Annotated in this window: 22 protein-coding genes and 1 pseudogene; 18 read left to right on the forward strand and 5 right to left on the reverse strand. The window is 38.2% G+C overall.

Translation table 11 applies throughout. The features are described 5' to 3' along the window. Nucleotides 1–160: 160 nt before the first annotated feature. The 3 genes from SAY88_RS22580 to SAY88_RS22590 all read right to left on the reverse strand — a co-directional run bounded on the left by SAY88_RS22580 (nt 161) and on the right by SAY88_RS22590 (nt 2,128). The gene (locus SAY88_RS22580; protein ID WP_332634537.1) at nt 161–616 is read right to left on the reverse strand and encodes a GNAT family N-acetyltransferase; all 456 of its coding nucleotides are present in this window, start codon (nt 614–616) and stop codon (nt 161–163) included. Nucleotides 617–1,011: 395 nt separating this feature from the next. After that, complete coding sequence (locus tag SAY88_RS22585) at nt 1,012–1,236, reverse strand: DUF3813 domain-containing protein (protein ID WP_332634538.1); 225 nt, start codon at nt 1,234–1,236, stop codon at nt 1,012–1,014. Nucleotides 1,237–1,315: 79 nt separating this feature from the next. Next, on the reverse strand, nt 1,316–2,128 hold the full coding sequence (locus SAY88_RS22590; protein ID WP_332634540.1) for a Cof-type HAD-IIB family hydrolase: 813 nt from the start codon (nt 2,126–2,128) through the stop codon (nt 1,316–1,318). A 161-nt stretch (nt 2,129–2,289) separates the two neighbouring features. Between SAY88_RS22590 and ctaG the strand changes: the two genes are divergently transcribed. From ctaG to SAY88_RS22665, 15 genes and pseudogenes are all read left to right on the forward strand, one after another. After that, on the forward strand, nt 2,290–3,207 hold the full coding sequence (gene ctaG, locus SAY88_RS22595; RefSeq protein WP_332634541.1) for a cytochrome c oxidase assembly factor CtaG: 918 nt from the start codon (nt 2,290–2,292) through the stop codon (nt 3,205–3,207). Between the two features lie 115 nt (nt 3,208–3,322). Beyond that, nucleotides 3,323–3,913, forward strand: a complete 591-nt coding sequence (locus tag SAY88_RS22600; RefSeq protein ID WP_332634542.1) for an SCO family protein — start codon at nt 3,323–3,325, stop codon at nt 3,911–3,913. Nucleotides 3,914–3,973: 60 nt separating this feature from the next. Then, nucleotides 3,974–4,168 (forward strand): hypothetical protein, encoded by a 195-nt coding sequence (locus SAY88_RS22605; RefSeq protein ID WP_332634543.1) that lies wholly within the window; start codon nt 3,974–3,976, stop codon nt 4,166–4,168. An 18-nt stretch (nt 4,169–4,186) separates the two neighbouring features. Further along, a pseudogene (locus SAY88_RS22610) lies at nt 4,187–4,501 on the forward strand (redoxin domain-containing protein); the annotation flags it as partial. Between the two features lie 300 nt (nt 4,502–4,801). After that, the gene (argC, locus tag SAY88_RS22615) at nt 4,802–5,839 is read left to right on the forward strand and encodes an N-acetyl-gamma-glutamyl-phosphate reductase (protein WP_332634544.1); all 1,038 of its coding nucleotides are present in this window, start codon (nt 4,802–4,804) and stop codon (nt 5,837–5,839) included. A 17-nt stretch (nt 5,840–5,856) separates the two neighbouring features. Then, on the forward strand, nt 5,857–7,092 hold the full coding sequence (gene argJ / locus SAY88_RS22620) for a bifunctional glutamate N-acetyltransferase/amino-acid acetyltransferase ArgJ (protein WP_332634546.1): 1,236 nt from the start codon (nt 5,857–5,859) through the stop codon (nt 7,090–7,092). Between the two features lie 27 nt (nt 7,093–7,119). Then, nucleotides 7,120–7,905, forward strand: coding sequence for an acetylglutamate kinase (argB, locus tag SAY88_RS22625; protein ID WP_332634547.1), 786 nt, complete (start codon nt 7,120–7,122; stop codon nt 7,903–7,905). Between the two features lie 11 nt (nt 7,906–7,916). Then, complete coding sequence (gene argD, locus SAY88_RS22630; protein ID WP_332634548.1) at nt 7,917–9,083, forward strand: acetylornithine transaminase; 1,167 nt, start codon at nt 7,917–7,919, stop codon at nt 9,081–9,083. Nucleotides 9,084–9,190: 107 nt separating this feature from the next. Further along, nucleotides 9,191–10,270 carry a carbamoyl phosphate synthase small subunit gene (locus tag SAY88_RS22635; RefSeq protein ID WP_332634550.1) on the forward strand — a complete coding sequence of 360 codons (1,080 nt, stop codon included), beginning with the start codon at nt 9,191–9,193 and terminating at the stop codon, nt 10,268–10,270. Further along, nucleotides 10,263–13,412, forward strand: coding sequence for a carbamoyl-phosphate synthase (glutamine-hydrolyzing) large subunit (carB, locus tag SAY88_RS22640; RefSeq protein ID WP_332634552.1), 3,150 nt, complete (start codon nt 10,263–10,265; stop codon nt 13,410–13,412). Before SAY88_RS22635 ends, carB begins: the two co-directional genes overlap by 8 nt. A gap of 15 nt (nt 13,413–13,427) precedes the next feature. After that, nucleotides 13,428–14,378, forward strand: a complete 951-nt coding sequence (argF, locus tag SAY88_RS22645; protein WP_332634553.1) for an ornithine carbamoyltransferase — start codon at nt 13,428–13,430, stop codon at nt 14,376–14,378. 59 nt (nt 14,379–14,437) lie between these two features. After that, a complete protein-coding gene (locus SAY88_RS22650) occupies nt 14,438–14,617 on the forward strand; it encodes a YjzC family protein (RefSeq protein WP_332634555.1) in 180 nt (59 codons plus the stop codon). Nucleotides 14,618–14,968: 351 nt separating this feature from the next. Next, the gene (locus tag SAY88_RS22655; RefSeq protein WP_332634556.1) at nt 14,969–15,712 is read left to right on the forward strand and encodes an alpha/beta fold hydrolase; all 744 of its coding nucleotides are present in this window, start codon (nt 14,969–14,971) and stop codon (nt 15,710–15,712) included. A gap of 65 nt (nt 15,713–15,777) precedes the next feature. Then, nucleotides 15,778–16,674, forward strand: coding sequence for an NAD-dependent epimerase/dehydratase family protein (locus tag SAY88_RS22660; RefSeq protein WP_332634557.1), 897 nt, complete (start codon nt 15,778–15,780; stop codon nt 16,672–16,674). A gap of 15 nt (nt 16,675–16,689) precedes the next feature. Continuing rightward, nucleotides 16,690–16,854: a hypothetical protein gene (locus SAY88_RS22665; RefSeq protein ID WP_332634558.1), complete on the forward strand. Its 165-nt coding sequence runs from the start codon at nt 16,690–16,692 to the stop codon at nt 16,852–16,854. Between the two features lie 96 nt (nt 16,855–16,950). Here the strand turns inward: SAY88_RS22665 and SAY88_RS22670 are convergent, their stop codons facing one another. Continuing rightward, a complete protein-coding gene (locus SAY88_RS22670; RefSeq protein WP_332634560.1) occupies nt 16,951–18,546 on the reverse strand; it encodes a peptide chain release factor 3 in 1,596 nt (531 codons plus the stop codon). Between the two features lie 295 nt (nt 18,547–18,841). Here SAY88_RS22670 and SAY88_RS22675 point away from each other — a divergent pair, with 295 nt between their 5' ends. The 3 genes from SAY88_RS22675 to SAY88_RS22685 all read left to right on the forward strand — a co-directional run bounded on the left by SAY88_RS22675 (nt 18,842) and on the right by SAY88_RS22685 (nt 20,486). Then, nucleotides 18,842–19,807: a BMP family ABC transporter substrate-binding protein gene (locus tag SAY88_RS22675; RefSeq protein WP_332634561.1), complete on the forward strand. Its 966-nt coding sequence runs from the start codon at nt 18,842–18,844 to the stop codon at nt 19,805–19,807. Between the two features lie 70 nt (nt 19,808–19,877). Further along, a complete protein-coding gene (locus SAY88_RS22680; protein ID WP_332634564.1) occupies nt 19,878–20,072 on the forward strand; it encodes a ComZ family protein in 195 nt (64 codons plus the stop codon). Between the two features lie 81 nt (nt 20,073–20,153). After that, on the forward strand, nt 20,154–20,486 hold the full coding sequence (locus SAY88_RS22685; RefSeq protein WP_332634562.1) for a hypothetical protein: 333 nt from the start codon (nt 20,154–20,156) through the stop codon (nt 20,484–20,486). Between the two features lie 30 nt (nt 20,487–20,516). Here SAY88_RS22685 and SAY88_RS22690 read toward each other — a convergent pair whose 3' ends face one another. Then, the gene (locus SAY88_RS22690; RefSeq protein WP_332634563.1) at nt 20,517–20,837 is read right to left on the reverse strand and encodes a hypothetical protein; all 321 of its coding nucleotides are present in this window, start codon (nt 20,835–20,837) and stop codon (nt 20,517–20,519) included. Between the last annotated feature and the right edge of the window lie 346 nt (nt 20,838–21,183).

The following is a 21,183-nucleotide window of genomic DNA, read 5'->3' on the forward strand; positions in this document are numbered from 1 at the left end:
GAAGAGCGCCTTTTTGTGGTGAATCGAGGGAGAGTGCAATGGCTCCGCGCGCCGTGCGCCCTTTAGGAGAACCCCACTCCTAAAGGGCTTAAAACATAACGGCGGCTCCGCACATTGCAAGAAGCTCACCAAAAAGGAAGAGCGCCTTTTTGGTGAGCTTCTAAAACCTAGATCCGTACCTTTTGGAGATGATGTCGTAGAATCCTAATGAGTTGTATAATGCCTTTGTTGCTTCGTTGTTGATTCCTGTTTCAAGTTCAATACCCTTAATTTCTTTTTGTTCAGCCCAGTAAATGACTTTTAGGAGGAGCTTTTTTGCGATACCTTGGTTTCGGTGTTCTTTATGAACGTATAAATCATTTAGCCAAATGTAATGGCCGCCCTTATCAATGCTTAAGGCTATGTTTAAAAATGCAGCTCCGACAATGGTGTTTTCTCTTTCGGCGATAAAAATATGAGCCTGTGAATCTTCTTTCAATGCTAGATTAATTGTTTTCATTAATTGATCATAAGCATTAGTAGGACCAATGGGCTCCAATTGTCCCATGAATAAATCAGCAATACGTCTCTTTAATTGGATATCTGCCTCTTTATCCACCTCATACACTTTTACCATTTTCAAAGTTCCCCCTAGATTTAAATACCTTTTAAATTATAATGCAAGCGTAACATAAATCACAAAATGTTAGTAGTTAATTAAGATGGAATTTTGAGGAAAGAGGGTGTTCAAAAAGGTTTGTCTTAAAGGCTATTGAAAAAGGTACGGTGTTGACCTTTTTCAATAGCCTTTAAGCAATGGGCGGAACCGTTGCTTTGTATTAAAGCCTGCTATGAGTGTTTTTCTCATAGCAGGCGCGCAACGTGTGGAGCATTGCTGCTTCCTCGAATTTGCTAAAAAAAGCTTTTTAAGTGACTTCCTGGCTTTTCCCTATTTGAACACTGCCTGATGAAAAGTAGGAACGGAGAGTTCAATATCCAGTTAACTCTTGCTCTCAGATAGCATTTTTGTGATTATAACTCATCTTGATAAAAGCTCTGTAGATGTTCTTGCATGTAAATGAGTTGATCTTGTTCTGCAGGAGTTGAATTAGTAAAAGCAGAATGGAGGGCAAGTTTAGCGCGTTGTAATTCTTTTAATACGGCCTCTCTTTGGATTTGTGTTTCAGCAGCTAATGCTAATAGCTCAAATCTTGCAACGGATTCTCTTGCTTCTTGAAAACTAATATAATTTTCCATTAGTTCCACCTAACTCCTTTTAGTGAAAATGAATTTACGTTTCTAACGTACCCCAATGTTGGAAATTCATTCTATAGGATTAGCGTAAGTTTAATGTTTTTTCTAAATAAATGGCAACGCCATCTTCTTCGTTTGATAACGTAATGTCGTTAGCAAGAGTTTTTAATTGATCGATGCCATTAGCCATGGCCACCCCTTGACCTGCATATTCGATCATCTCAAAATCATTGTCCTCATCACCAAATGCGATGATTCGTTCTCTCGGAATTTGATAAAAGTCGGCAACCTTTTTTAAGCCTACAGCCTTGTTCATTCCCGCTTTTACAATTTCAATGACATTCCAAGGAGCCCCCCAAACTCGTTGGTCAATTACTTCGGCATGTCCATCAACAAGGAGATTACGGAGTTCCTTGATATGATGATCTTGTGGGTGGATTAATACACAAGTAGGATCTTCTTTTAGAATATGTAATAGATTTCCATGATCAACAGGGTTTTGGCCTGAAAGAAAGGTTTCTACAAATACCTCATCGAAATTTCTTAAGTAAAAATCATCGATTACTTCAACCATGATATTACTTACGTTGAACGCCTCACATGTTTCAATGACTGTTTTTGCCGTCTTTAAATCAAGAGGCGAATGGTATGTACCAAAACTTTTATCATGTGGATGGTGGACAAAAGCTCCATTAAAATTGACAATTGCTGTATCAAGATTTAATTCTTGGTAATACTGGCTGCTAGCTCGATACGGACGGCCAGTAGAAATCGAGACGATGTGACCTTCTTCTCTTGCTTTAGCTATCACTTGTTTTGTGCGCGGTGTAATGGTCTTTTCGTCGGTTAGTAAAGTTCCGTCTAAGTCAAGAGCGATTAAGTGTTGTTTTGACATCAAATCTTCCTTTCACTAGAAAGTTAATGTTAAGTACGGAATTTCCTTTTTTGAACATTCTATCCTTAAAAATTTCTGTATTCGTTCAAATATTAACGAACAGATATATGTTATGATAGACATGCTTTTAACAGTAATATCTCCAAAAAGGAGGGAAAGCAGTGAATGTATTATTTGAGAACTTTGGTTTTCGAGCTTTGTGGACACCAGAGTTAATACTAGGATTACTAATTATTGGTATCCTTTATTTTTTACTCGTTACAAAATGGCGAGATCGTTTTAAAGGAGCGACTCCTGTGCGAACGAGACAAAAAGTATATTTTGTCTTAGCGTTGCTCGCACTATATATTGGTTGGGGGAGCCCTCTCTATATTGCTGGACATATTATGATAAGCTTCCATATGACGCAAATGGTGTTTGCTTATTTTATTGCTACACCACTCTTTTTGTTAGCAATCCCTTCGTGGTTCTTCCAAGCGATTGTTGACCGCTTTCGTTCGCCTATTACCGAACGAATTTTTCGTGTGATTTGGAGTCCGATTGTAGCTTTGTTTTTATTTAATGGACTTTTTTCATTTTATCATGTCCCGTTTATGTTTGATACTTTGATGCAGTCTGTTATTTTGCATAGCTTATATGAGTACCTGTTATTATTTGCGGCTGCCTTAATGTGGTGGCATATGATTGCTCCACTTCCAAGTGCATTTCCTTTGTCAGATTTACGCCGAGTAGGGTATATTTTTGCAAACGGGATTTTAATTACTCCTGCCTGTGCATTAATTATTTTTGCACCTACAACGCTATACCAAACATACACGGACCCAGCAATTTGGGCACAAGTGATGGCGTATTGTTTGCCGCCAGGCACAGAGGTACCAATGGGGCTTCTTTCAGGACCGAATTCCTTTACGTTTCTTGAAGCGAGGATGGACCAACAGTTAGCTGGTGTCTTAATGAAAGTTATGCAGGAAATTACGTACGGATTTACCATTGGCTATGTATTTAAGCAATGGTTAAAGAAAGAGAAACAACAAGAGGGAACACTAACGATTAGTGACATTCCAACAGCAAAAACGTAAGACTTTTTACTTTTTTAATAAAAAAGATAAGACTACTAAAAAAGATCTTTTTTAGTAGTCTTCTGCTACTAAGGAAGCACTTTTAAAACGTTTCCTTAAGGAAGAGGGATTAGTGATGAAACTAGTAAGTGTAATTGTTTTAGCATTCTTTTTAAGTGGTTGTGGATGGGTGTATCAAGTTGGTAGTGGTAGTTCTTCTGAATATGACTTTTCAGAAGCGCAAGCGGAAGTGGTACCATTTGAGTTTACAAACCAAAATGGGGAGAACTATGGATCGGAACAATTAGAAGGAAAGTATTGGTTAGCGAATATGATTTTTACGTATTGCCCGACCGTTTGCCCGACGATGACTCCGAATATGCAACGTCTTCAAGCAACGATGCAGGAAGAAGGGGTTGAGATGTCATTTATCTCTTTTACAGTTGATCCAGAAAGAGATACGGCAGAGCAACTATTATCGTATGGAACTAATGTGGGCGCTGACTTAAATTCATGGCAGTTTTTAACGGGTTATACGCAAGATGAAATTGCTGCTTTTGCAAGAGATAGTTTTAAATCGGTAGTACAGGAAACAGATGGTGACGATATTGTTCATAGTACGAGCTTCTTTTTAGTAGATCCGAATGGTCAAGTCATTCGTAGATACGATGGTTTACAGACAAATCAAGACAGCATCGTTGAAGATTTGTTAGAGACGGTTCAATAGAAGCTCTTTCATTGACAAGTGGTGAGCTTAAGAGTAGGTTTAAGTGACGGAGGTGAAAGAATGCTAGAAATTCGTAAAAGAAATATGGCTTTATGTTTCGTCATCGCAGCAGTACTAGTTGTTTTAGCTGGGTGCGGTTCGGATGATGGCCAAGTACAAGGCGATCTTACTCTTCTAAATGAAGACGGAGAAGAAGTAACTCTTACAAATAAAGAACGTGCAACGATCTTGTTCCACTTTACTGAAGTTGGCTGAGGCCTTTGTCAGCAGCAACTAGTTCAGTTGCAAGAAAACTTACATTTATTTGAGGACTTAGATGCAGATATCTATGCAATTAGTATAGATAGTCCTGAAAATTCAAAAAGGCTAAAAGAAGCAGGTGCCTTTACATTTTCATTTTTATCCGATCAAACGTTTGAAGTCCTTGAGCATGTTAGGATGAAAAATGATCAGATGTCTTATCGAGGGATTAGTATTTTAGATAAGAATGGAAATTACGTTTATCACCAAGTGAATGATTTATGGGGTGACCAAATAGAAGCTACAAGAAATATTATTTATGATGAATTTGAAAATATAAATGAGTAACGGAGTAGACACTTACCACATTCGGTAGGTGTCTATTTTTGTTTCAGTATCAAGAAATCAACTTATGACTAGACAGACACATATAAAAAACAGGGAAGTATAATGGTTTCATGTCAGGAATTTTAGTTAGAATAATGAACGAAATAAATCAAATAAAAACGGGTCATGAACAAAATGAAACCATTTGACTGAAAAATGGATAAAATAAAATAAAAATACAGTTGAATTAATTTTTATACATAGATATAATGAGTACCAAGATCAAATAGAGCAGATATAGAAAAGTTAGGAGAGGGAATAATGAGAGTTGGTATTATCGGGGCTACAGGTTACGGTGGCGCAGAACTATTAAGGTTGTTAAACCAACATCCTCATGTGCAAGAGGTTGTTTTGTATACATCGTCAAAAGAAGGTATGAATATACAAGAGTCTTATCCACATGTTTCAAATATATATAATCAAACATTAAAGTCCATTGATGTTACATCGATTAAAGATGAAGTAGATACGGTCTTTCTCGCTACACCCCCTGGTGTCTCAGCTGAGTGGTCAGGACAAATTGCTGAAACAGGATGCAGAGTTATTGATTTGTCTGGAGATTTGCGATTGCAGAATCCAGAGGTTTATGAAAAGTGGTACAAACGGGAAGCAGCTCCACTAGCATTAATTAAAGATGCTGTATATGGGCTACCGGAGTGGAATCGAGAATCGATTCAGAAAGCGCAAATTATTTCGAATCCTGGATGCTATCCTACAGCTACATTACTTGGTCTTGCTCCATTAGTTAAAAATAAGATAATTGACGTTGATTCAATTATTATAGATGCAAAATCGGGTACATCTGGAGCAGGGAGATCGCCTTCAGCAATCACGCACTTTAGTGAAATGAATGAAAACTTTAAAATATATCAAATTAATCAACATAAACACATTCCTGAAATAGAACAAAATTTACAAGAGTGGGATGAACAGGTTCAGACCATAACATTCCAACCTCATTTAGTTCCTATGGTTCGAGGAATTATGGCTACCATTTATGCAAAAGCGAATCAGCCAATCTCGGAAACCGAGCTACGCAATTTGTATAGAGAAGCGTATGAGAATGAATATTTTGTTCGAATTAGGCCAGAGGGAGCCTACCCAGCAACAAAAGAAGTGTACGGCAGTAATTATTGTGATATAGGCTTAACGTACGACGAACGAACGGGACGTATCACTGTAGTCTCTGTTATTGATAATGTCGTTAAGGGCGCATCAGGTCAAGCAATTCAAAATTTTAATTTAATTCATGGATTCGAAGAAAGTACGGGGCTAACTCTTGTTCCTATGTATCCATAATGGAAGGTGGTCATCTCATGAAAGGCATAGCGAATGCACCAGTGATAACAGAAAAAGAAAACGGAAGTATTGTAACTCCAAAAGGATTCCAAGCAATAGGGTTGCATACAGGGGTAAAAAGAAAAAGATTGGACCTTGGTGCTATCTATTGTGAAGTACCAGCTAATGTAGCTGCCGTATATACTTGTAACAGAATTCAAGCAGCTCCATTAAAAGTGACAAAGGAGTCAATAGCAAAAGAAGGTAAGATTCAGGCTTTAGTTGTTAACAGTGGAAACGCTAATGCTTGTACCGGTGCAAAAGGTTTAGAAGATGCTTATCAGATGAGAAATGAAAGTGCCAAACACTTTAATCTTCCGCCTCATTATGTTGCAGTAACATCAACAGGAGTCATTGGTGAATACTTACCGATGGAAAAAATCTTACCTGGTATTTCAAAACTTACTCCAGAGTCATCATTAAAAGGTGCAGAATTATTTAATGAAGCAATATTAACAACAGATACGATTAACAAAAAAGTTTGCTTTCAGACGATTGTAGATGGAAAGACGGTCTCAATAGGTGGTGTCGCAAAAGGGTCTGGAATGATTAATCCGAATATGGCGACAATGCTTTCGTTTGTAACAACTGATGCAAATGTAGAATCTTCTGTATTACAAGAAGCATTATCTTCAATTACGAACCAAACATTTAACAGAATTACTGTTGATGGGGATACATCAACAAATGATATGGTGGTTGTCATGGCATCGGGTTTAACAGAAAATGAATCGCTCACACCAGCGCATCCTGATTGGGACGGTTTTTATCAAGCTCTTAAGTCCACATGTGAATCGTTAGCGAAGCAAATTGCACGCGATGGGGAAGGTGCGACAAAGTTAATTGAAGTGCAAGTTACTGGAGCGCTAACAGATGAAGAGGCGGGAAAAGTAGCAAAGAAAATTGTTGGCTCAGATTTAGTAAAATCAGCTGTCTATGGTACTGATGCAAACTGGGGAAGAATTATTTGTGCCGTTGGGTACAGTGGTTGTGAGATTAATCCAGACACAATAGATATTGCGATTGGACCTGTGCAAACACTTGTTAAAAGCCAACCTATCTCGTTTTCAGAAGAGGAAGCGAAATCATATATGGAAAATAACGATACAGTTGTTATAAAAGTTGATTTACATGTTGGTGAAGGTACAGGTAAAGCATGGGGTTGTGACTTGTCTTATGATTATGTACGAATAAACGCTGGATATAGAACATAGGAAAGACAATTTCGGGAGGGGAAAGTAGTGAAAGATGTTGTTGTTATCAAATGTGGAGGTAGCACCATCGCTCAATTATCAGATGAGTTTTTCAAAAGTGTTGTCAAAATGCAAAAAGATGGGAAGCACCCGATTGTTGTGCATGGTGGAGGTCCTGCTATTAATCAGCTTTTGCAAAAACTAGATATTAAATCAGAATTTGTTGATGGTCTCCGTAAAACGACGGAAGATGTGCTAGACACAGCTGAAATGGTGCTATGTGGAAAGGTCAATAAACAAGTGGTAACTAGTTTACATCAGGCTGGAGGTCAGGCTGTCGGATTATCTGGATGTGACGGTCAATTAATTGAAGTCGAACCGGTCAATGAAGGGATGCTAGGTTATGTTGGAGAGCCGACAAAGGTTAATACGAACTTACTTTCTTCTCTAATGGAACTAGATATGATTCCTGTTATTGCTCCAATTGGCATGAATGCAGAAGGAACTCATTATAACGTTAATGCCGATAGCGCAGCAGCAGCTATAGCAAAAGAGTTAGGTGCCGAACAATTAGTTTTTGTTACAGATGTAGATGGAATTTTAAAAGATGGAAAGTGTCTTGAGAAAGTCACAATAGAGGAAATCGAGGCCTACATTGCTGATGGAACAATCTATGGTGGAATGCTTCCAAAGGTAAGAGCAGCTTTGTCAACACTAACAGGCAACCTCCAATCTGTAATGATTATGAATGGAAAATCAACGAATGTTGGAAAAGATGGTTCAGTACAAGGAACAACAATTTTGAAATCAAAGATGAAGCTTTATGTTTCGTAAGGAGGATAATAATGAGTGCACTTTTTCCAACCTACGCTAGATGGGATATTACACCTGTTAAAGCGAAGGGCTCGAAACTAATTGATTCAGATGGTAAGGAGTATTTAGATTTTATTTCGGGAATTGCTGTTTGTAATCTAGGTCACTGCCACCCTAAAGTAGTTTCTTCAGTTGAAGAACAGATGAAAAAATTATGGCATGTATCAAACCTATTTCAAATTGAAGGGCAAGAGCAAGTGGCCGAGCAACTTGTTGATCATAGTGTTGGTGACTATGTCTTTTTCTGTAATAGCGGTGCAGAAGCCAACGAAGCAGCGATAAAACTCGCAAGGAAGTCAACAGGAAAGCATCACATTGTTAGCTTAACTAACTCATTCCATGGTCGGACTCTTGGAAGTATGGCTGCAACAGGTCAAGATAAAATTCACCAAGGATTTGGTCCACTTTTAACAGAGTTTACGTATATTGAAATGAATGATTCTGAAGCTTTAAAAAATACAGTTACAGAAAAGACAGCTGCAATTATGGTTGAGATTATTCAAGGAGAAGGTGGCATTCGCTTGATGAGCGATGAATACGCCGAGTCACTTAAGACTGTATGCGAACAATTTGGCTGTTTACTCATTGTTGATGAAGTACAGACAGGGATCGGACGTACTGGTACTGCATTTGCTTATGAACAATTAGGGTTATCACCTGACATTATTACAGTTGCAAAAGGACTTGGTAATGGATTTCCAGTTGGTGCGCTAATTGGTAAGGAACGATTAAAAGATGCATTTACACCTGGAAGTCATGGATCAACGTTTGGCGGGAATCCACTTGCCATGGCTGCAGCTAAAGCTGTCCTAACAGAAGTGTTTAAACCTGAGCTATTAGAATCTGTTCAAGAAAAAGGAGAATGGTTCAAAGCCGAGTTGGAAAAGAAACTAGGTGATTCAAAAATTGTTGAAGAGGTTCGTGGAAAAGGACTTATGCTTGGAATTGCCTGCCATATTGAAGTAGCACCCATTATTAAGGCATGTATAGAGAATGGATTACTTGTATTACCTGCAGGTCCAAAGGTTCTTCGAATCTTACCACCTTTAGTTGTTACGAAAAGTGAATTAGTGCGTGCATCTGAAATCTTGTTAACTGTCTTTCAGGCAATCGAAAAAAAACAAAGTGTAAACATATAGTACGAACGAATAATCACTACTGTTGATGTAGTGGTTTTATATAAAACAATCATGTATAAAAATTTAATGGTTAGTATAAGTATTCGTCAATGGGTGGAGGGAATCAGATGAAAGGATACGTAGTATTAGAAAACGGGGAGATGTTTGAAGGGGTTCTTCATGGAAAAGAAAAGGAAGTACATGGAGAGATTGTATTTTTTACTGGAATGTCAGGATATCAGGAAGTGTTAAGTGATCCATCGTTTAAAGGGCAAATGGTCGTGTTCACGTATCCACTAATAGGGAATTACGGGGTGAATGAAGTTGATTTCGAAAGTATTACTCCACAAGTGAATGCCTTACTAGTAAGTGAGCTATCAAATGAAGGATACCATTATGAATCATGTTCATCTCTAGAATCCTACTGTGAGAAGCATTCAATACCACTTTTATCTGGGATTGATACGAGAGCGATTGTGAAAAGGATACGAGAACAGGGCGATATGCGAGCGATCATCACAACAGATCCAACGAATCTATCATTCAATCAATCTATTCCTCTTGGTCAGCAAGAAGTAGTACCAGAAGTATCAACGAAAACAATCAATACTTATGGAAGTGGCGATCATCATATTGTTATGGTTGATTTTGGGTATAAGAAATCAATTTTAGATTCTTTGCTTGAACAAGGATGTAGGGTTTCTCTTGTTCCTTATGATACTACGTTTGAAACAATTCAAAGTCTTCAACCAGATGGAGTTATGTATTCGAATGGACCTGGAAATCCAAAAAAACTACAAGAACTTCTTCCAACAATAAAAAAAGTAGCCATGAGTTATCCGACAATGGGTATTTGTCTTGGGCATCAACTGCTTGCGCTTGCTTTTGGTGCAGATACGGAGAAGTTAACATTTGGCCATCGTGGTGCGAATCAACCAGTTATTGATTTAACAACAAACAAAGTTTATATGACATCACAAAACCATAGCTATGTTGTTAATGAAGAATCACTTGAAGGAACAGGTTTCAAAGCGAAATTTATGAATATTAATGATTCTTCTATTGAGGGGCTTATTCATAAGCAATACCCTGTTTTTACAGTTCAGTTTCATCCGGAAGCTCATCCAGGACCTTCAGATAGTGAACAGCTCTTCTTTACTTTCATAGAAATGCTAAGCAACAAGGGGAGAGAGAAAGCATATGCCTAAACAACAACAATTAAAGAAAGTACTCGTTATTGGCTCAGGCCCGATTGTCATTGGGCAAGCGGCAGAGTTTGATTATGCCGGAACGCAAGCATGTCTAGCTCTAAAGGAAGAAGGGATTAAGGTAATCCTTGTCAATAACAATCCTGCAACGGTTATGACAGATGAGTCATGTGCTGATCGAGTGTATTTTGAACCTCTGACGGTTGAAAGCGTCGAGGCTATTATTCAAAAAGAACAGCCTGATGGAATCCTTGCCACTCTTGGAGGTCAAACAGGGTTAAATTTAGCGATGGACCTTCATGATAAAGGAATCCTGGCAAAATATGGTGTGGATTTACTAGGTACACCGATTGAATCAATTAAAAAAGGGGAAGATCGTGAGGCTTTCCGTGCGTTAATGCAAGAGCTTAATGAACCTGTTCCTGAAAGCGAAATTGTAACAACAAGCGAAGCGGCAATTAAATTTGCGAATGAGGTAGGGTATCCAATCATTGTGCGCCCAGCTTATACGCTTGGAGGAGCTGGGGGAGGAATCGCTTCTGATGAAAAGGAATTAAAACAAATCATAAAAGGTGGACTCTCTCTTAGTCCGATCAGCCAATGTTTAATTGAGAAAAGTATTGCTGGTTATAAAGAAATTGAATATGAAGTAATGCGTGATAGTAACGATACGTGTATTACTATATGTAATATGGAAAATATTGACCCAGTAGGGATTCATACAGGAGATTCAATTGTTGTTGCTCCATCACAAACTTTAACGGATGTAGAGTATCAGATGCTTCGCACGTGCTCGGTCAAAATCATTCGCGCGCTCGGGATTGTTGGAGGATGTAACATTCAATTTGCTCTAGATCCTTATAGTAAGCAATATTATTTAATTGAAGTAAATCCTCGCGTGAGTCGTTCTTCAGCTCTTGCGTCAAAAGCAACTGGTTATCCAATTGCGCAAATGGCTGCAAAGGTAAGCATTGGTTACAACTTGCACGAAATTATTAATCCTGTAACAGGTCATACTTACGCTAGCTTTGAACCTGCACTAGATTACGTAGTAGTTAAATTTCCACGTTGGCCTTTCGATAAATTTGTTCATGCAGAGCGGAAGCTAGGAACGCAAATGAAGGCTACTGGAGAAGTAATGGCAATTGAACGGAATTTGGAAGCAGGTATCCAAAAGGCAGTTCGTTCTTTAGAGCTGAAGACGAATGGATTAGACCTTCCATCTGTAACAAAGAAATCGGATGAAGAGTTATTACATTTAGTGAAACATGCTGACGATCGAAGATTCTTTGTGCTACTAGAACTTTTGAGAAGAGGCTATTCACGTCAAGAATTACATGAGTTTACTGGCATTAATGCCTTCTTCCTGCAAGCATTTGAACGCTTAATCCAGATGGAGAAAGAGAGCACAGAATCAAGTTTTCTAAACATAACTAAAGAGCAACTTTTTGCATACAAAAAAGCAGGGTTTACAGATGAGTGGCTAGCTAGTGTTTGGGGAGTAACGGAGCAACAAGTTAGAGAAAAGCGGCTTGAGTTTAGTATTACTCCTTCATATAAAATGGTCGATACTTGTGCTGGAGAATTTATGGCTTCAACAGCTTATTTTTATTCTAGTTGGTCCGGTGAGCATGATATTATTCCGCAATCAGGGAAGAAAAAAATTCTATTAATTGGTTCTGGCCCAATTCGAATCGGCCAAGGAATTGAATTTGATTACTGTTCAGTTCAAGGAATTCAAAGTCTTCACCGTCTTGGCTATGAAGCCATTATGATGAACAACAATCCTGAAACTGTTAGCACGGATTATGCAACAGCGGATCGCCTGTATTTTGAACCTTTGACCGTTGAAGATGTATTAAATGTCATTGATTTAGAGCAAGTAGAAGGCGTAATTGTTCAATTAGGAGGGCAAACGGCAATTTCTTTAGTTGAAGGATTAGAAGCCGCTGGAGTAAAACTCTTTGGTACAAATCTTGATACGATTGACCAACTTGAAGACAGAGGACGTTTTTATTCATTCATGAAACAAGTTAATGTTCCGCATATTCCAGGTGTAACAGCGACCAATGAAGAGGATGCATTAGATAAAGCAGAACAAATTGGCTACCCAGTTTTAATTAGACCTTCTTACGTCATTGGTGGTCAGGGGATGATGCTGTTTGAATCGAAAACGGAATTTGTTTTTTACCTAGAAGATGATGAATATACTGCAGCATTTCCACTACTTATCGATGCCTATTACCCAGGAGTTGAATTAGAAGTGGATGCATTGACGGACGGAGAAAATGTATGCATTGCTGGAATGTTCGAGCATGTTGAACGTGCAGGAGTACACTCTGGTGATAGTACCGCTGTCACCCCTCCGTATTCGATAACTGAAGAGATTAAGGAACTCGTTTCTGAATACACTGAAAGAATAGCAAAAGGGATGGACTTTAAAGGGATTTTTAATATTCAATTTGTGTTGTTTGAAAAGCAATTATACGTAATTGAAATTAATCCACGTGCATCAAGAACAGTGCCAATTTTAAGTAAAATTTCAAATAAATCATTAATTGACTACACTGTGCAATTGCTTCTAGGTGCGTCTATGTCAGATTTGGGGCTAGTTCATCGTACTTTGCCGGAACCGCATTTTTACACGGTAAAAGCACCTGTTTTCTCATACCAAAAATTAGCTGGATTAGATCCGTTATTGGAAGCTGAAATGAAATCAACGGGAGAGTTGATGAGTATGGGAGCAGACCTTGATGAGGCATTTTTAAAAGCCTTTGTTTGGTCACAACAGTCAAAGCCGAAGCTATTTACACAAACAGGGTCTATTTTTGTTGATGTAGCAGAGGAATTTAAAGGTGACTTTGCTCCTTATGCTAACAAGTTGCAACAATTAGGGTTTACACTTGTAACAAATGATTTTTCAAATTGGGTGCAGACAGATGAAGCAATCGCTTTAATTAGCTTACCCAAGCTTGGTACAAAAGATGGGACTCTAAATCGCCAAGAAGCTTTAAGGCAGCGCTGCTCAGTTATTTCTGAATTGACGACATTAGATGTAATGTTAAAAGGATTAAACGTAAAAGAACTACAGTATCATGCCATTCAAGACTGGTGGTTAAAACAGAAGGAACTTATTAAGTAAAGGGCGTGACAATAGATGAATGCAGCAATTGATAACAAAACATTTTATGGCCGTGATTTTCTTACATTGCTTGATTACACACCAAATGAAATAGATACACTACTGAAAAGTGCTCTTACAATAAAACAAAATAAAGCCGATTATGCGGATGCATTAAAAGGCAAGTCTTTAGGTATGATTTTTGAAAATGCATCTACTCGAACTCGTGTTTCCTTCGAAGTAGGAATGACCCAACTTGGAGGTCATGCTTTATTCTTAAGCCCACGTGATATGCAAATTGGTAGAGGTGAGCCTGTGAAGGATACAGCCAATGTGCTCTCGCGTTATGTTGATGCGATTATGATTCGGACGAATTCCCATGAACTGGTTGAAGAATTAGCAGAGCATGCATCTGTTCCCGTGATTAATGCTCTTACAGATGGCTATCATCCTTGTCAAGCAATGGCTGATTTATTGACGATTTATGAATATAAGAATGAGTTAAAAGGGCTAAAATTAGCCTATGTGGGAGATGGCAATAATGTAGCACATTCTCTTTTAGCAGCGGGTGCGAAAGTCGGAATGGATATAAGTATTGCCACACCTAAAGGGTATGAAGTTAACCAAGAAATTTTTGAGAAAGCAAATGAAGCGGCAGAGAAAACTGGTGCAACGCTTGTACAAACAAACGACCCAAAAGAAGCCGTGAAAGATGCAGACGTGATTTATACGGACGTTTGGGCTAGTATGGGATATGAACAAGAACAGGAAGAACGTTTAAAGCAGTTTAGTCAATATCAAGTGAATTCGCAATTAGCAAGCTTAGCGAAAGATGATTTCATCTTCTTACATTGCTTACCTGCGCATCGTGGAGAAGAGGTAGCAGCTGATATTATTGATGGCAAACAATCTGCTGTATATGATCAAGCAGAAAATCGCCTACATGCACAAAAAGCCATTCTTTTAGCTTTAATTTCGAACTCTTAACCCAACTGTCATGATTAGTTACCTTATGGGTATTCTAATGGTGAAGGAGGGATGCTACCATGGGTCAGAATCGACTATTTGAACCAGGTCAGAAAGCACCAAATAACGGCATATATGTAGAGATTGGTGAGACTGGAGACATGGTTCAAGATCCAAAGGCTTTAAAAATGGAAGCAGGCGATACGTTCCCTGATACCCAAAACCATAATCGAAAGTGGACACCAAAACCAAAACCATAAGCGAAGCCGCCGTAATGTTTTAAGCCTATTAGGAGTGGTCTTCTCCTAATAGGCGCACGGCGAGTGAAGCCATCGCAACATGTTCGCACTATTAAAAGGTTAAAGGGAGTATGTCTCCCTTTTTTTAATCTAGGTTCGAACCATGAGCGAAGCCGCCGTAACATGTTCTCAAAACATCTGTTAAATAAACCTCTTTTTCTTCTTAACAACTAATCTGTAGAAGAAAAAGAGGTTTTTTATATAAAATCAAGTATTAATAAATAATAATTAATACTTTTGCTTCCGTTTTTCAATTTGTTGCATAACGTAGTAAGGATACTACATTGAAAATGATGGGAGAGACGTAAAACAATGATACGTGCACGTTTTTTTCGCATTGAAGAACAGTGGAACGTCATCTATCTTCCAGAACGTCCAAGTGGTTTTGCCGTATTTTTTATTGGAGACAATGGGATGTTAGTTGAAAAGGATACAAGTGATTGGGAGCATCATCCTGAGAAAAATCAATTTTTAGATGATTTATTAAGTAGAGGATATACAGTAGTAGCTTCTTCACTTTATAACCGGCACTGGGGAAGCACTCGAGCGTTTCAGCTATTTGAGAAGCTTTACTCAATTGTACTAAAAAAAGAAATTTTGAATGCTAAAATTCATTTATTTGCCCAAGGTAGTGGAGCTTTAGTTGCCTTGAGATTTCTACAGTCTCACGCTAAACAAGTTCGATCTTGTTATTTTGTAAATCCATGCGTTTTTTTACAAGCTTATTTTGAACAGGAACAAGAAAATAAGCTATATTTTAAACGATTACAAAAAGAAATCGGCAAAGCCTACGATCTCCCACCAAAAGAATTAACTTCTGATAAAATAAAGGAAATCACACCTCAACTAACGGAAGGAGAGATTCCTCCACTTTCAATTCATTGTCATATGCAGGAAAAGCATTTCCCTCTTCAAACTCAAAGCCGGCCTTTTCAACAACAGTTGGCTGAAAGACAAATCTTTGTTAATTTGCGTATACATGGAAACGATAAATCCTTCTATAAAGCAGTGCAGTCAGCTTTTCCATTTTATAAGAAGCATGAAGTTAAATTATAGCCTATCTCTTTAGTGACATAAGAGAAGGCTCTTTACATAACTTTATAGTATAGGGGGAAATGCAAATGAAAAAAGCACTTGTCACTGGGGGATTAGGTTTTATTGGGTTTCATATGGCTGAGCGGCTTCTGTTGGAAGGCAAAGAAGTAATCATTGTCGATAAAATGTCAACAGAAGAGATGAAAGTGGAACAAGAAGAAAAGTGGTTGAGAATTGGAAGGAATGATTTAGTCACCTTAATTGACGAAAAATTAGAAGACGTTGACTTGGAAAAAGTGCTAAAAGCTGTCGATGTTATTTATCATTTTGCCGCAGCAACATCTTCAGATAGCAAATGGCCAAAGTTAGCGAAGGTGATAGAAGATAATGTGAATTTAACAAAGAAGTTAGTGAAAGCTATGCCGAGAAAAGCGACACTTATTTACGCTTCTACAGTAGAGGTGTATGGAGAAAGGCCAGGAAAAATCACAGAGCGGACACCAACTAATCCGACTTCTGCCTATGGAATAACAAAATTAGCTAGCGAAAGGCTCATTGAAAAGGAATGCAAGGAGCGAGGGATTTCCTATCAAATTGTGAGACTTCCAACAATTTATGGACCATGGCAAAGGGCGGATATGACGTATCAACAAATTCTTCTTGGAAAGAAAGAGCTAGAGATTGATCGCTCCACATTAGATGTTATTTATGTTGAAGACTGCGTGGAAGCTTTTCTATTGGCAGCTAGCATTGATAATAGGAACGAAATTTTTCATTTATCATCTGGTCAGGAAGGGACATGGTACGAAGGGCTTAGATTGTTAGGACGACAAGAAATCACGAAACAAAATCGAATAAGAACGACGCTTAGTAATGAGAAATCAAAAACGTTACTTGGATTCATCCCAAAAACATCACTAGAGAAAGGACTTGCCAAACAGTGTGAACATGTGAAACAATGGCAGAACCAACAACGGTTGTGATAAGGGTGTGAACAGGTGCAGAGGAAAAAAGCTGTCATAGGTATCATAATCTTTGCGATTGTGACAATTCTTTCTTTTTTTCTCCTTCAAAACGTATTCCAACTTGGAGAAGGAGTAAGTGTTATAACAGCATTACTATTAGGTGGAATTATAGAATTTTTGTATCAAAAAAAAGGGTGACTCGTTGCAGGAGGGTACTGAAAAAGTCGGTTTTTCTTTTTCAGTACCCTCCGCTGCAGTCCCCTTTTTTTAGTGGAAATGGTGTGTAGTGAACAACTATGAATTTGATTTTATAAACGAGTTTTCATAGAACTTCATGTCAGGATACTTATCAATAGCTGTCCTCATTTGGAACTCATTCTCAAAAAGAACAACAATTCGTCCATCTCGGTCTGTCACAAGGTTACGCTGTGACTTTTTGAAGGCTTCCATTGCATCTGCTGGTCCATCAGCCCAGCGTGCAAATGAAAATGGCAACCGTTCCAATTGAATATCGACATGATATTCATGTTTTAAACGGTACTCTAGCACTTCAAATTGAAGTACACCTACTACTCCAACAATTTGCTGCTCTGCAAAACGATTATACGTCTTAAATAATTGGATAGCGCCTTCTTCGGTTAGTTGTTGTAAACCTTTTTCATAGGACTTATGCTTCAGTGCTTCTTTTACCGTAATCGCACTGAAAAATTCAGGTGAGAAATGCGGCATTTCATCAAACTCAAAATTGTCGCCTGCCACAAGTGTGTCTCCAATTCGAAACGTACCTGGATCAAATAACCCTATTATATCACCTGCATAGGCCTCATCAACAATGCTTCGGCTCTGTGCTAAAAATTGAGTCGGTTGTGCAAGTTTTAAATTCTTCCCAACCCGAACGTGCTTTACAGACATTCCTCGTTCAAACTTTCCAGATGTTATACGGAGAAAAGCGATACGATCACGGTGAGCCGGATTCATATTCGCTTGAATTTTAAAAATAAAGCCGGAAAATGACTGATTTTCTAATGGCTCAATTAGCCCCTTCGAACTTTCTCGTGGTGTCGGAGCAGGTGATAATTTTAAGAAATGCTCTAAAAATGTTTGCACACCGAAACTTGATATCGCACTTCCAAAGAAAATAGGTGTAAGCTCCCCTTTAGCAATAAGTTCTGGATCGAATTCATCTCCAGCAACGTCTAGTAATTCCAATTCTTCACGAAACTGTGCGACCAAACCCTCATCACCAATCGCTTCATCTAACTTTGGATCATCCGGTCCATTAAGCTGAATCACATCAATTTCTTTTGGGTTCTCAGGATTGTATAATTCGAGCTTTTTGTTATGTCTGTCATAAACTCCTGAGAAAGATTGCCCCATTCCAATAGGCCATCCCATTGGGTATGAGCGAATACCTAATAAGTTTTCAAGCTCTTCCATCAATTCAAATGGATCTCGGCCTTGACGATCTAATTTGTTCATAAATGTAAAGATGGGAATACCACGCATTTTACAAACTTTAAATAATTTCTTCGTCTGCGCTTCTACCCCTTTAGCAGCATCAATCAACATTGTCGCAGAATCTGCAGCAGTTAAAGTGCGATACGTATCTTCACTAAAGTCTTCATGGCCTGGTGTGTCGAGAATATTAACATGATATCCATCGTAGAGAAACTCAAGAACTGAGCTCGTAACAGAGATCCCACGTTGTTTCTCAATTTCCATCCAGTCACTCATCGCATGTTTTGAATTTTTTTTGCCCTTAACAGAACCTGCTTCACGGATAGCTCCTCCAAATAAAAGAAGCTTCTCTGTTAATGTTGTTTTCCCGGCATCCGGATGCGAAATAATCGCAAAAGTCCGACGCGATTGTACCGCTTTTTTATAGTCCATAAAATATCCTCACTTCTACTAAAAGTTGTCTCGGTTCATTATAACAGTGTTGGTTGAATGTTTCACCTGCATTTAAAGATAAACACCCTGTATTACTAATCCTATGTTATTCATCACAAAGATTACATTCATATTACAAGTTCGTATCAAAATGAAAGATGCAGAGGATTCATTCATAGTATTAACGAATTGGTAGGACAAAAGTAGTTATTATGTAGTAGATTGTAGAATTGTGAAAGAAAATAGAGCAATTATGGTTTAATATATAAGTGTATACATTAGGGAGTGTGTCAACATGATTATTCAACGAATATTGCTTTTATTGTTGCTGCCTATTCTACTTATCGGATGTTCTAATATTAATAGCCAATCATCGATAGAGAATCGAGTAGGCTTATTACTAGAAGATACAATTGATGACCAAGGGTGGAATAGTAAAGGATATCAAGGGTTATTGAACATCCATTCGAACCTTAATATTGATGTTATTTTTATGGAAGATATGAATACTGAAGCAAAAGTTAATAAAGCGGTTGAAGAATTTGCTGAGAGTAAAGTTAATTTAATTTTTGGTCATGGTCGTTTTTATGCAGACCTTTTTACGGAACTTGGACCAAAATATCCTAATATTCATTTCGTTAGTTTTAATGGTGAAGTTGATGGAGATAATGTTACAAGTCTCCATTTCGATAGTTATGCAATGGGCTTCTTTGCCGGTATGGTGGCAGCAGCGATGTCTGAAAATGGAGATGTTGGAGCAATCGCTGCGTTCGATTGGCAGCCAGAGGTAAAAGGATTTCATGATGGTGCGACACTAAACAACACAAAGACGACCGTTCACCTAAAGTATGTAGAAGATTGGACTAATAGTAATATGGCCCTATCGTTATTTGAAGAGTTAAAGCAAGAGGGGGTAGATGTGTTTTACCCAGCTGGTGACGGCTACCATGTTGAAGTCATTGAAGAGATTCGGAAAGAAGGCTTGTATGCCATCGGCTTTGTAGGTGATCAAACAGACTTAGGCGAGTCAACAGTATTAACAAGTACTGTACAGCATGTTGATTATTTATATGAGCTTGTTGCAAAGAGTTATTATAAGCATGAATTAGAAGCCGGCAATTTACGATACGACTTTCAAGACGGAGTTATTTCATTAGGTGAATTTAGCTCAAGCATTCCTGAAGACATCATTGTTCAAATAAAAGAGGCTGTAAAGACGTATACTGAAACTGGAGAGTTACCTACTGAGCCTATTTTATAACTTGCTTGCGTTTATAGGGGTGTCCATAGTATTGTAATGATGATAAGTATGATAATAGAGGTGGTTTATGATGAATAACCCTGAGATGAATATGAAATTTATGCAAATCGCTATGAAACACCTTCCTGATGGAAAAAAGTTTTTGGATGAAAAAGGGATAGAATTGAATATGGAAGATTTACAGCCCATGTTAGAATTGTTGTTAAATGTTATGTCAGAAGCTTATGAACTTGGAAAAGATCATGCTACTGAAGAATCGAAATAAATAATGCAGAGCTAGCTCGACCTGAGTCAAAACTCAGAACGAGCTTTTGTTATGTCTATAAGCTAAAGAGGAGGAGTATGGATGGAGAAAACGGAGAAATTAAAAGTTTTTGCACAGGAAATGAAAGAAGGCTTTCAACTAGTAAAAGAAAAGCGTGATGACGAGGCGTTAAATAAATTGAAACCTTTCGTTGAGTTAATGAGAAGAAGCAGTGCCCCGCATATCCGTCTTTTTTCTACTTATAGTATTGCACAGATTCGTACGGGCGATTTAGAAGGATTCCTACAAACATATGCTGAAGTAAAAGAGATGGAAGCCAAAAGTGAGGAAGAAACCAAGTTCAAAGAACAGTTAGATGGCTTTTTTAATGATCTTATGGAGGAGTTACAAAAAGATGACGGACAACTTTCCTAATGGATTGAGAAATGAATGGAACGCTAACAGTTAATCGTTAGCGTTCTTTTTTTTAGAAGACGTATCTTTCTCATCATCTTGATTAAACATGGACGCAACTTTACTAGCTAGAGGAGCTAGTTTAACGAGATAAGGGCTAAGAGATTGGACTAGAGCAATAATATTTGCAAGTTGATCACCTTGTTCATTTGAGTTCTGGTTGTTAGCTTCTGGAGAAGCTTGATGATTTTGTGCAGGTTGTTGTTCTGAATCTGTTTCTTGTTCTCTATTTTCAGGAACAGGTGGTTTTCCAAACATTAACTCAGTAAAAAAATCAGATTGTTGAGGTCGTTGATTCTGTTCGTCACTCATGGTAACTTTCCTCCTCATAACTTACTTTATGATTATTGTATGGTTATTTTTGTGACACTGTGTAAGGGCACTTACCCAAATAATGTTGGAATCGATTCACGTTCAACCAAAAGGGAACGAATCTTCATTAACGAGAAGAGAGCGAACATGTATGCAATGGCTCCGCACGTTGCGCGCCTAAAGGAGAAGAACGCTCCTTTAGGCTTAAAACATAGCAACGGCTCCGCGCATTGCATCGCCGATATCCCAAAAGGAAACCGCATCCTGCAATTAACGAGAAGAGAGCGAACATGTATGCAATGGCTCCGCACGTTGCGCGCCTAAAGGAGAAGAACGCTCCTTTAGG

The organism is Halalkalibacter flavus (assembly GCF_036663575.1).
Classification (GTDB): domain Bacteria; phylum Bacillota; class Bacilli; order Bacillales; family Bacillaceae_D; genus Halalkalibacter; species Halalkalibacter flavus.

Bases quoted from the DNA above. Each gene is read 5' to 3' on its own strand.
- SAY88_RS22580 (WP_332634537.1), bottom strand. From the start codon at position 616: ATGGTAAAAGTGTATGAGGTGGATAAAGAGGCAGATATCCAATTAAAG.
- SAY88_RS22585 (WP_332634538.1), bottom strand. From the start codon at position 1,236: ATGGAAAATTATATTAGTTTTCAAGAAGCAAGAGAATCCGTTGCAAGA.
- SAY88_RS22590 (WP_332634540.1), bottom strand. From the start codon at position 2,128: ATGTCAAAACAACACTTAATCGCTCTTGACTTAGACGGAACTTTACTA.
- SAY88_RS22600 (WP_332634542.1), top strand. From the start codon at position 3,323: ATGAAACTAGTAAGTGTAATTGTTTTAGCATTCTTTTTAAGTGGTTGT.
- SAY88_RS22605 (WP_332634543.1), top strand. From the start codon at position 3,974: ATGCTAGAAATTCGTAAAAGAAATATGGCTTTATGTTTCGTCATCGCA.
- argC (WP_332634544.1), top strand. From the start codon at position 4,802: ATGAGAGTTGGTATTATCGGGGCTACAGGTTACGGTGGCGCAGAACTA.
- argJ (WP_332634546.1), top strand. From the start codon at position 5,857: ATGAAAGGCATAGCGAATGCACCAGTGATAACAGAAAAAGAAAACGGA.
- argD (WP_332634548.1), top strand. From the start codon at position 7,917: ATGAGTGCACTTTTTCCAACCTACGCTAGATGGGATATTACACCTGTT.
- SAY88_RS22635 (WP_332634550.1), top strand. From the start codon at position 9,191: ATGAAAGGATACGTAGTATTAGAAAACGGGGAGATGTTTGAAGGGGTT.
- carB (WP_332634552.1), top strand. From the start codon at position 10,263: ATGCCTAAACAACAACAATTAAAGAAAGTACTCGTTATTGGCTCAGGC.
- argF (WP_332634553.1), top strand. From the start codon at position 13,428: ATGAATGCAGCAATTGATAACAAAACATTTTATGGCCGTGATTTTCTT.
- SAY88_RS22650 (WP_332634555.1), top strand. From the start codon at position 14,438: ATGGGTCAGAATCGACTATTTGAACCAGGTCAGAAAGCACCAAATAAC.
- SAY88_RS22655 (WP_332634556.1), top strand. From the start codon at position 14,969: ATGATACGTGCACGTTTTTTTCGCATTGAAGAACAGTGGAACGTCATC.
- SAY88_RS22660 (WP_332634557.1), top strand. From the start codon at position 15,778: ATGAAAAAAGCACTTGTCACTGGGGGATTAGGTTTTATTGGGTTTCAT.
- SAY88_RS22670 (WP_332634560.1), bottom strand. From the start codon at position 18,546: ATGGACTATAAAAAAGCGGTACAATCGCGTCGGACTTTTGCGATTATT.
- SAY88_RS22675 (WP_332634561.1), top strand. From the start codon at position 18,842: ATGATTATTCAACGAATATTGCTTTTATTGTTGCTGCCTATTCTACTT.
- SAY88_RS22680 (WP_332634564.1), top strand. From the start codon at position 19,878: ATGAATAACCCTGAGATGAATATGAAATTTATGCAAATCGCTATGAAA.
- SAY88_RS22685 (WP_332634562.1), top strand. From the start codon at position 20,154: ATGGAGAAAACGGAGAAATTAAAAGTTTTTGCACAGGAAATGAAAGAA.
- SAY88_RS22690 (WP_332634563.1), bottom strand. From the start codon at position 20,837: ATGAGTGACGAACAGAATCAACGACCTCAACAATCTGATTTTTTTACT.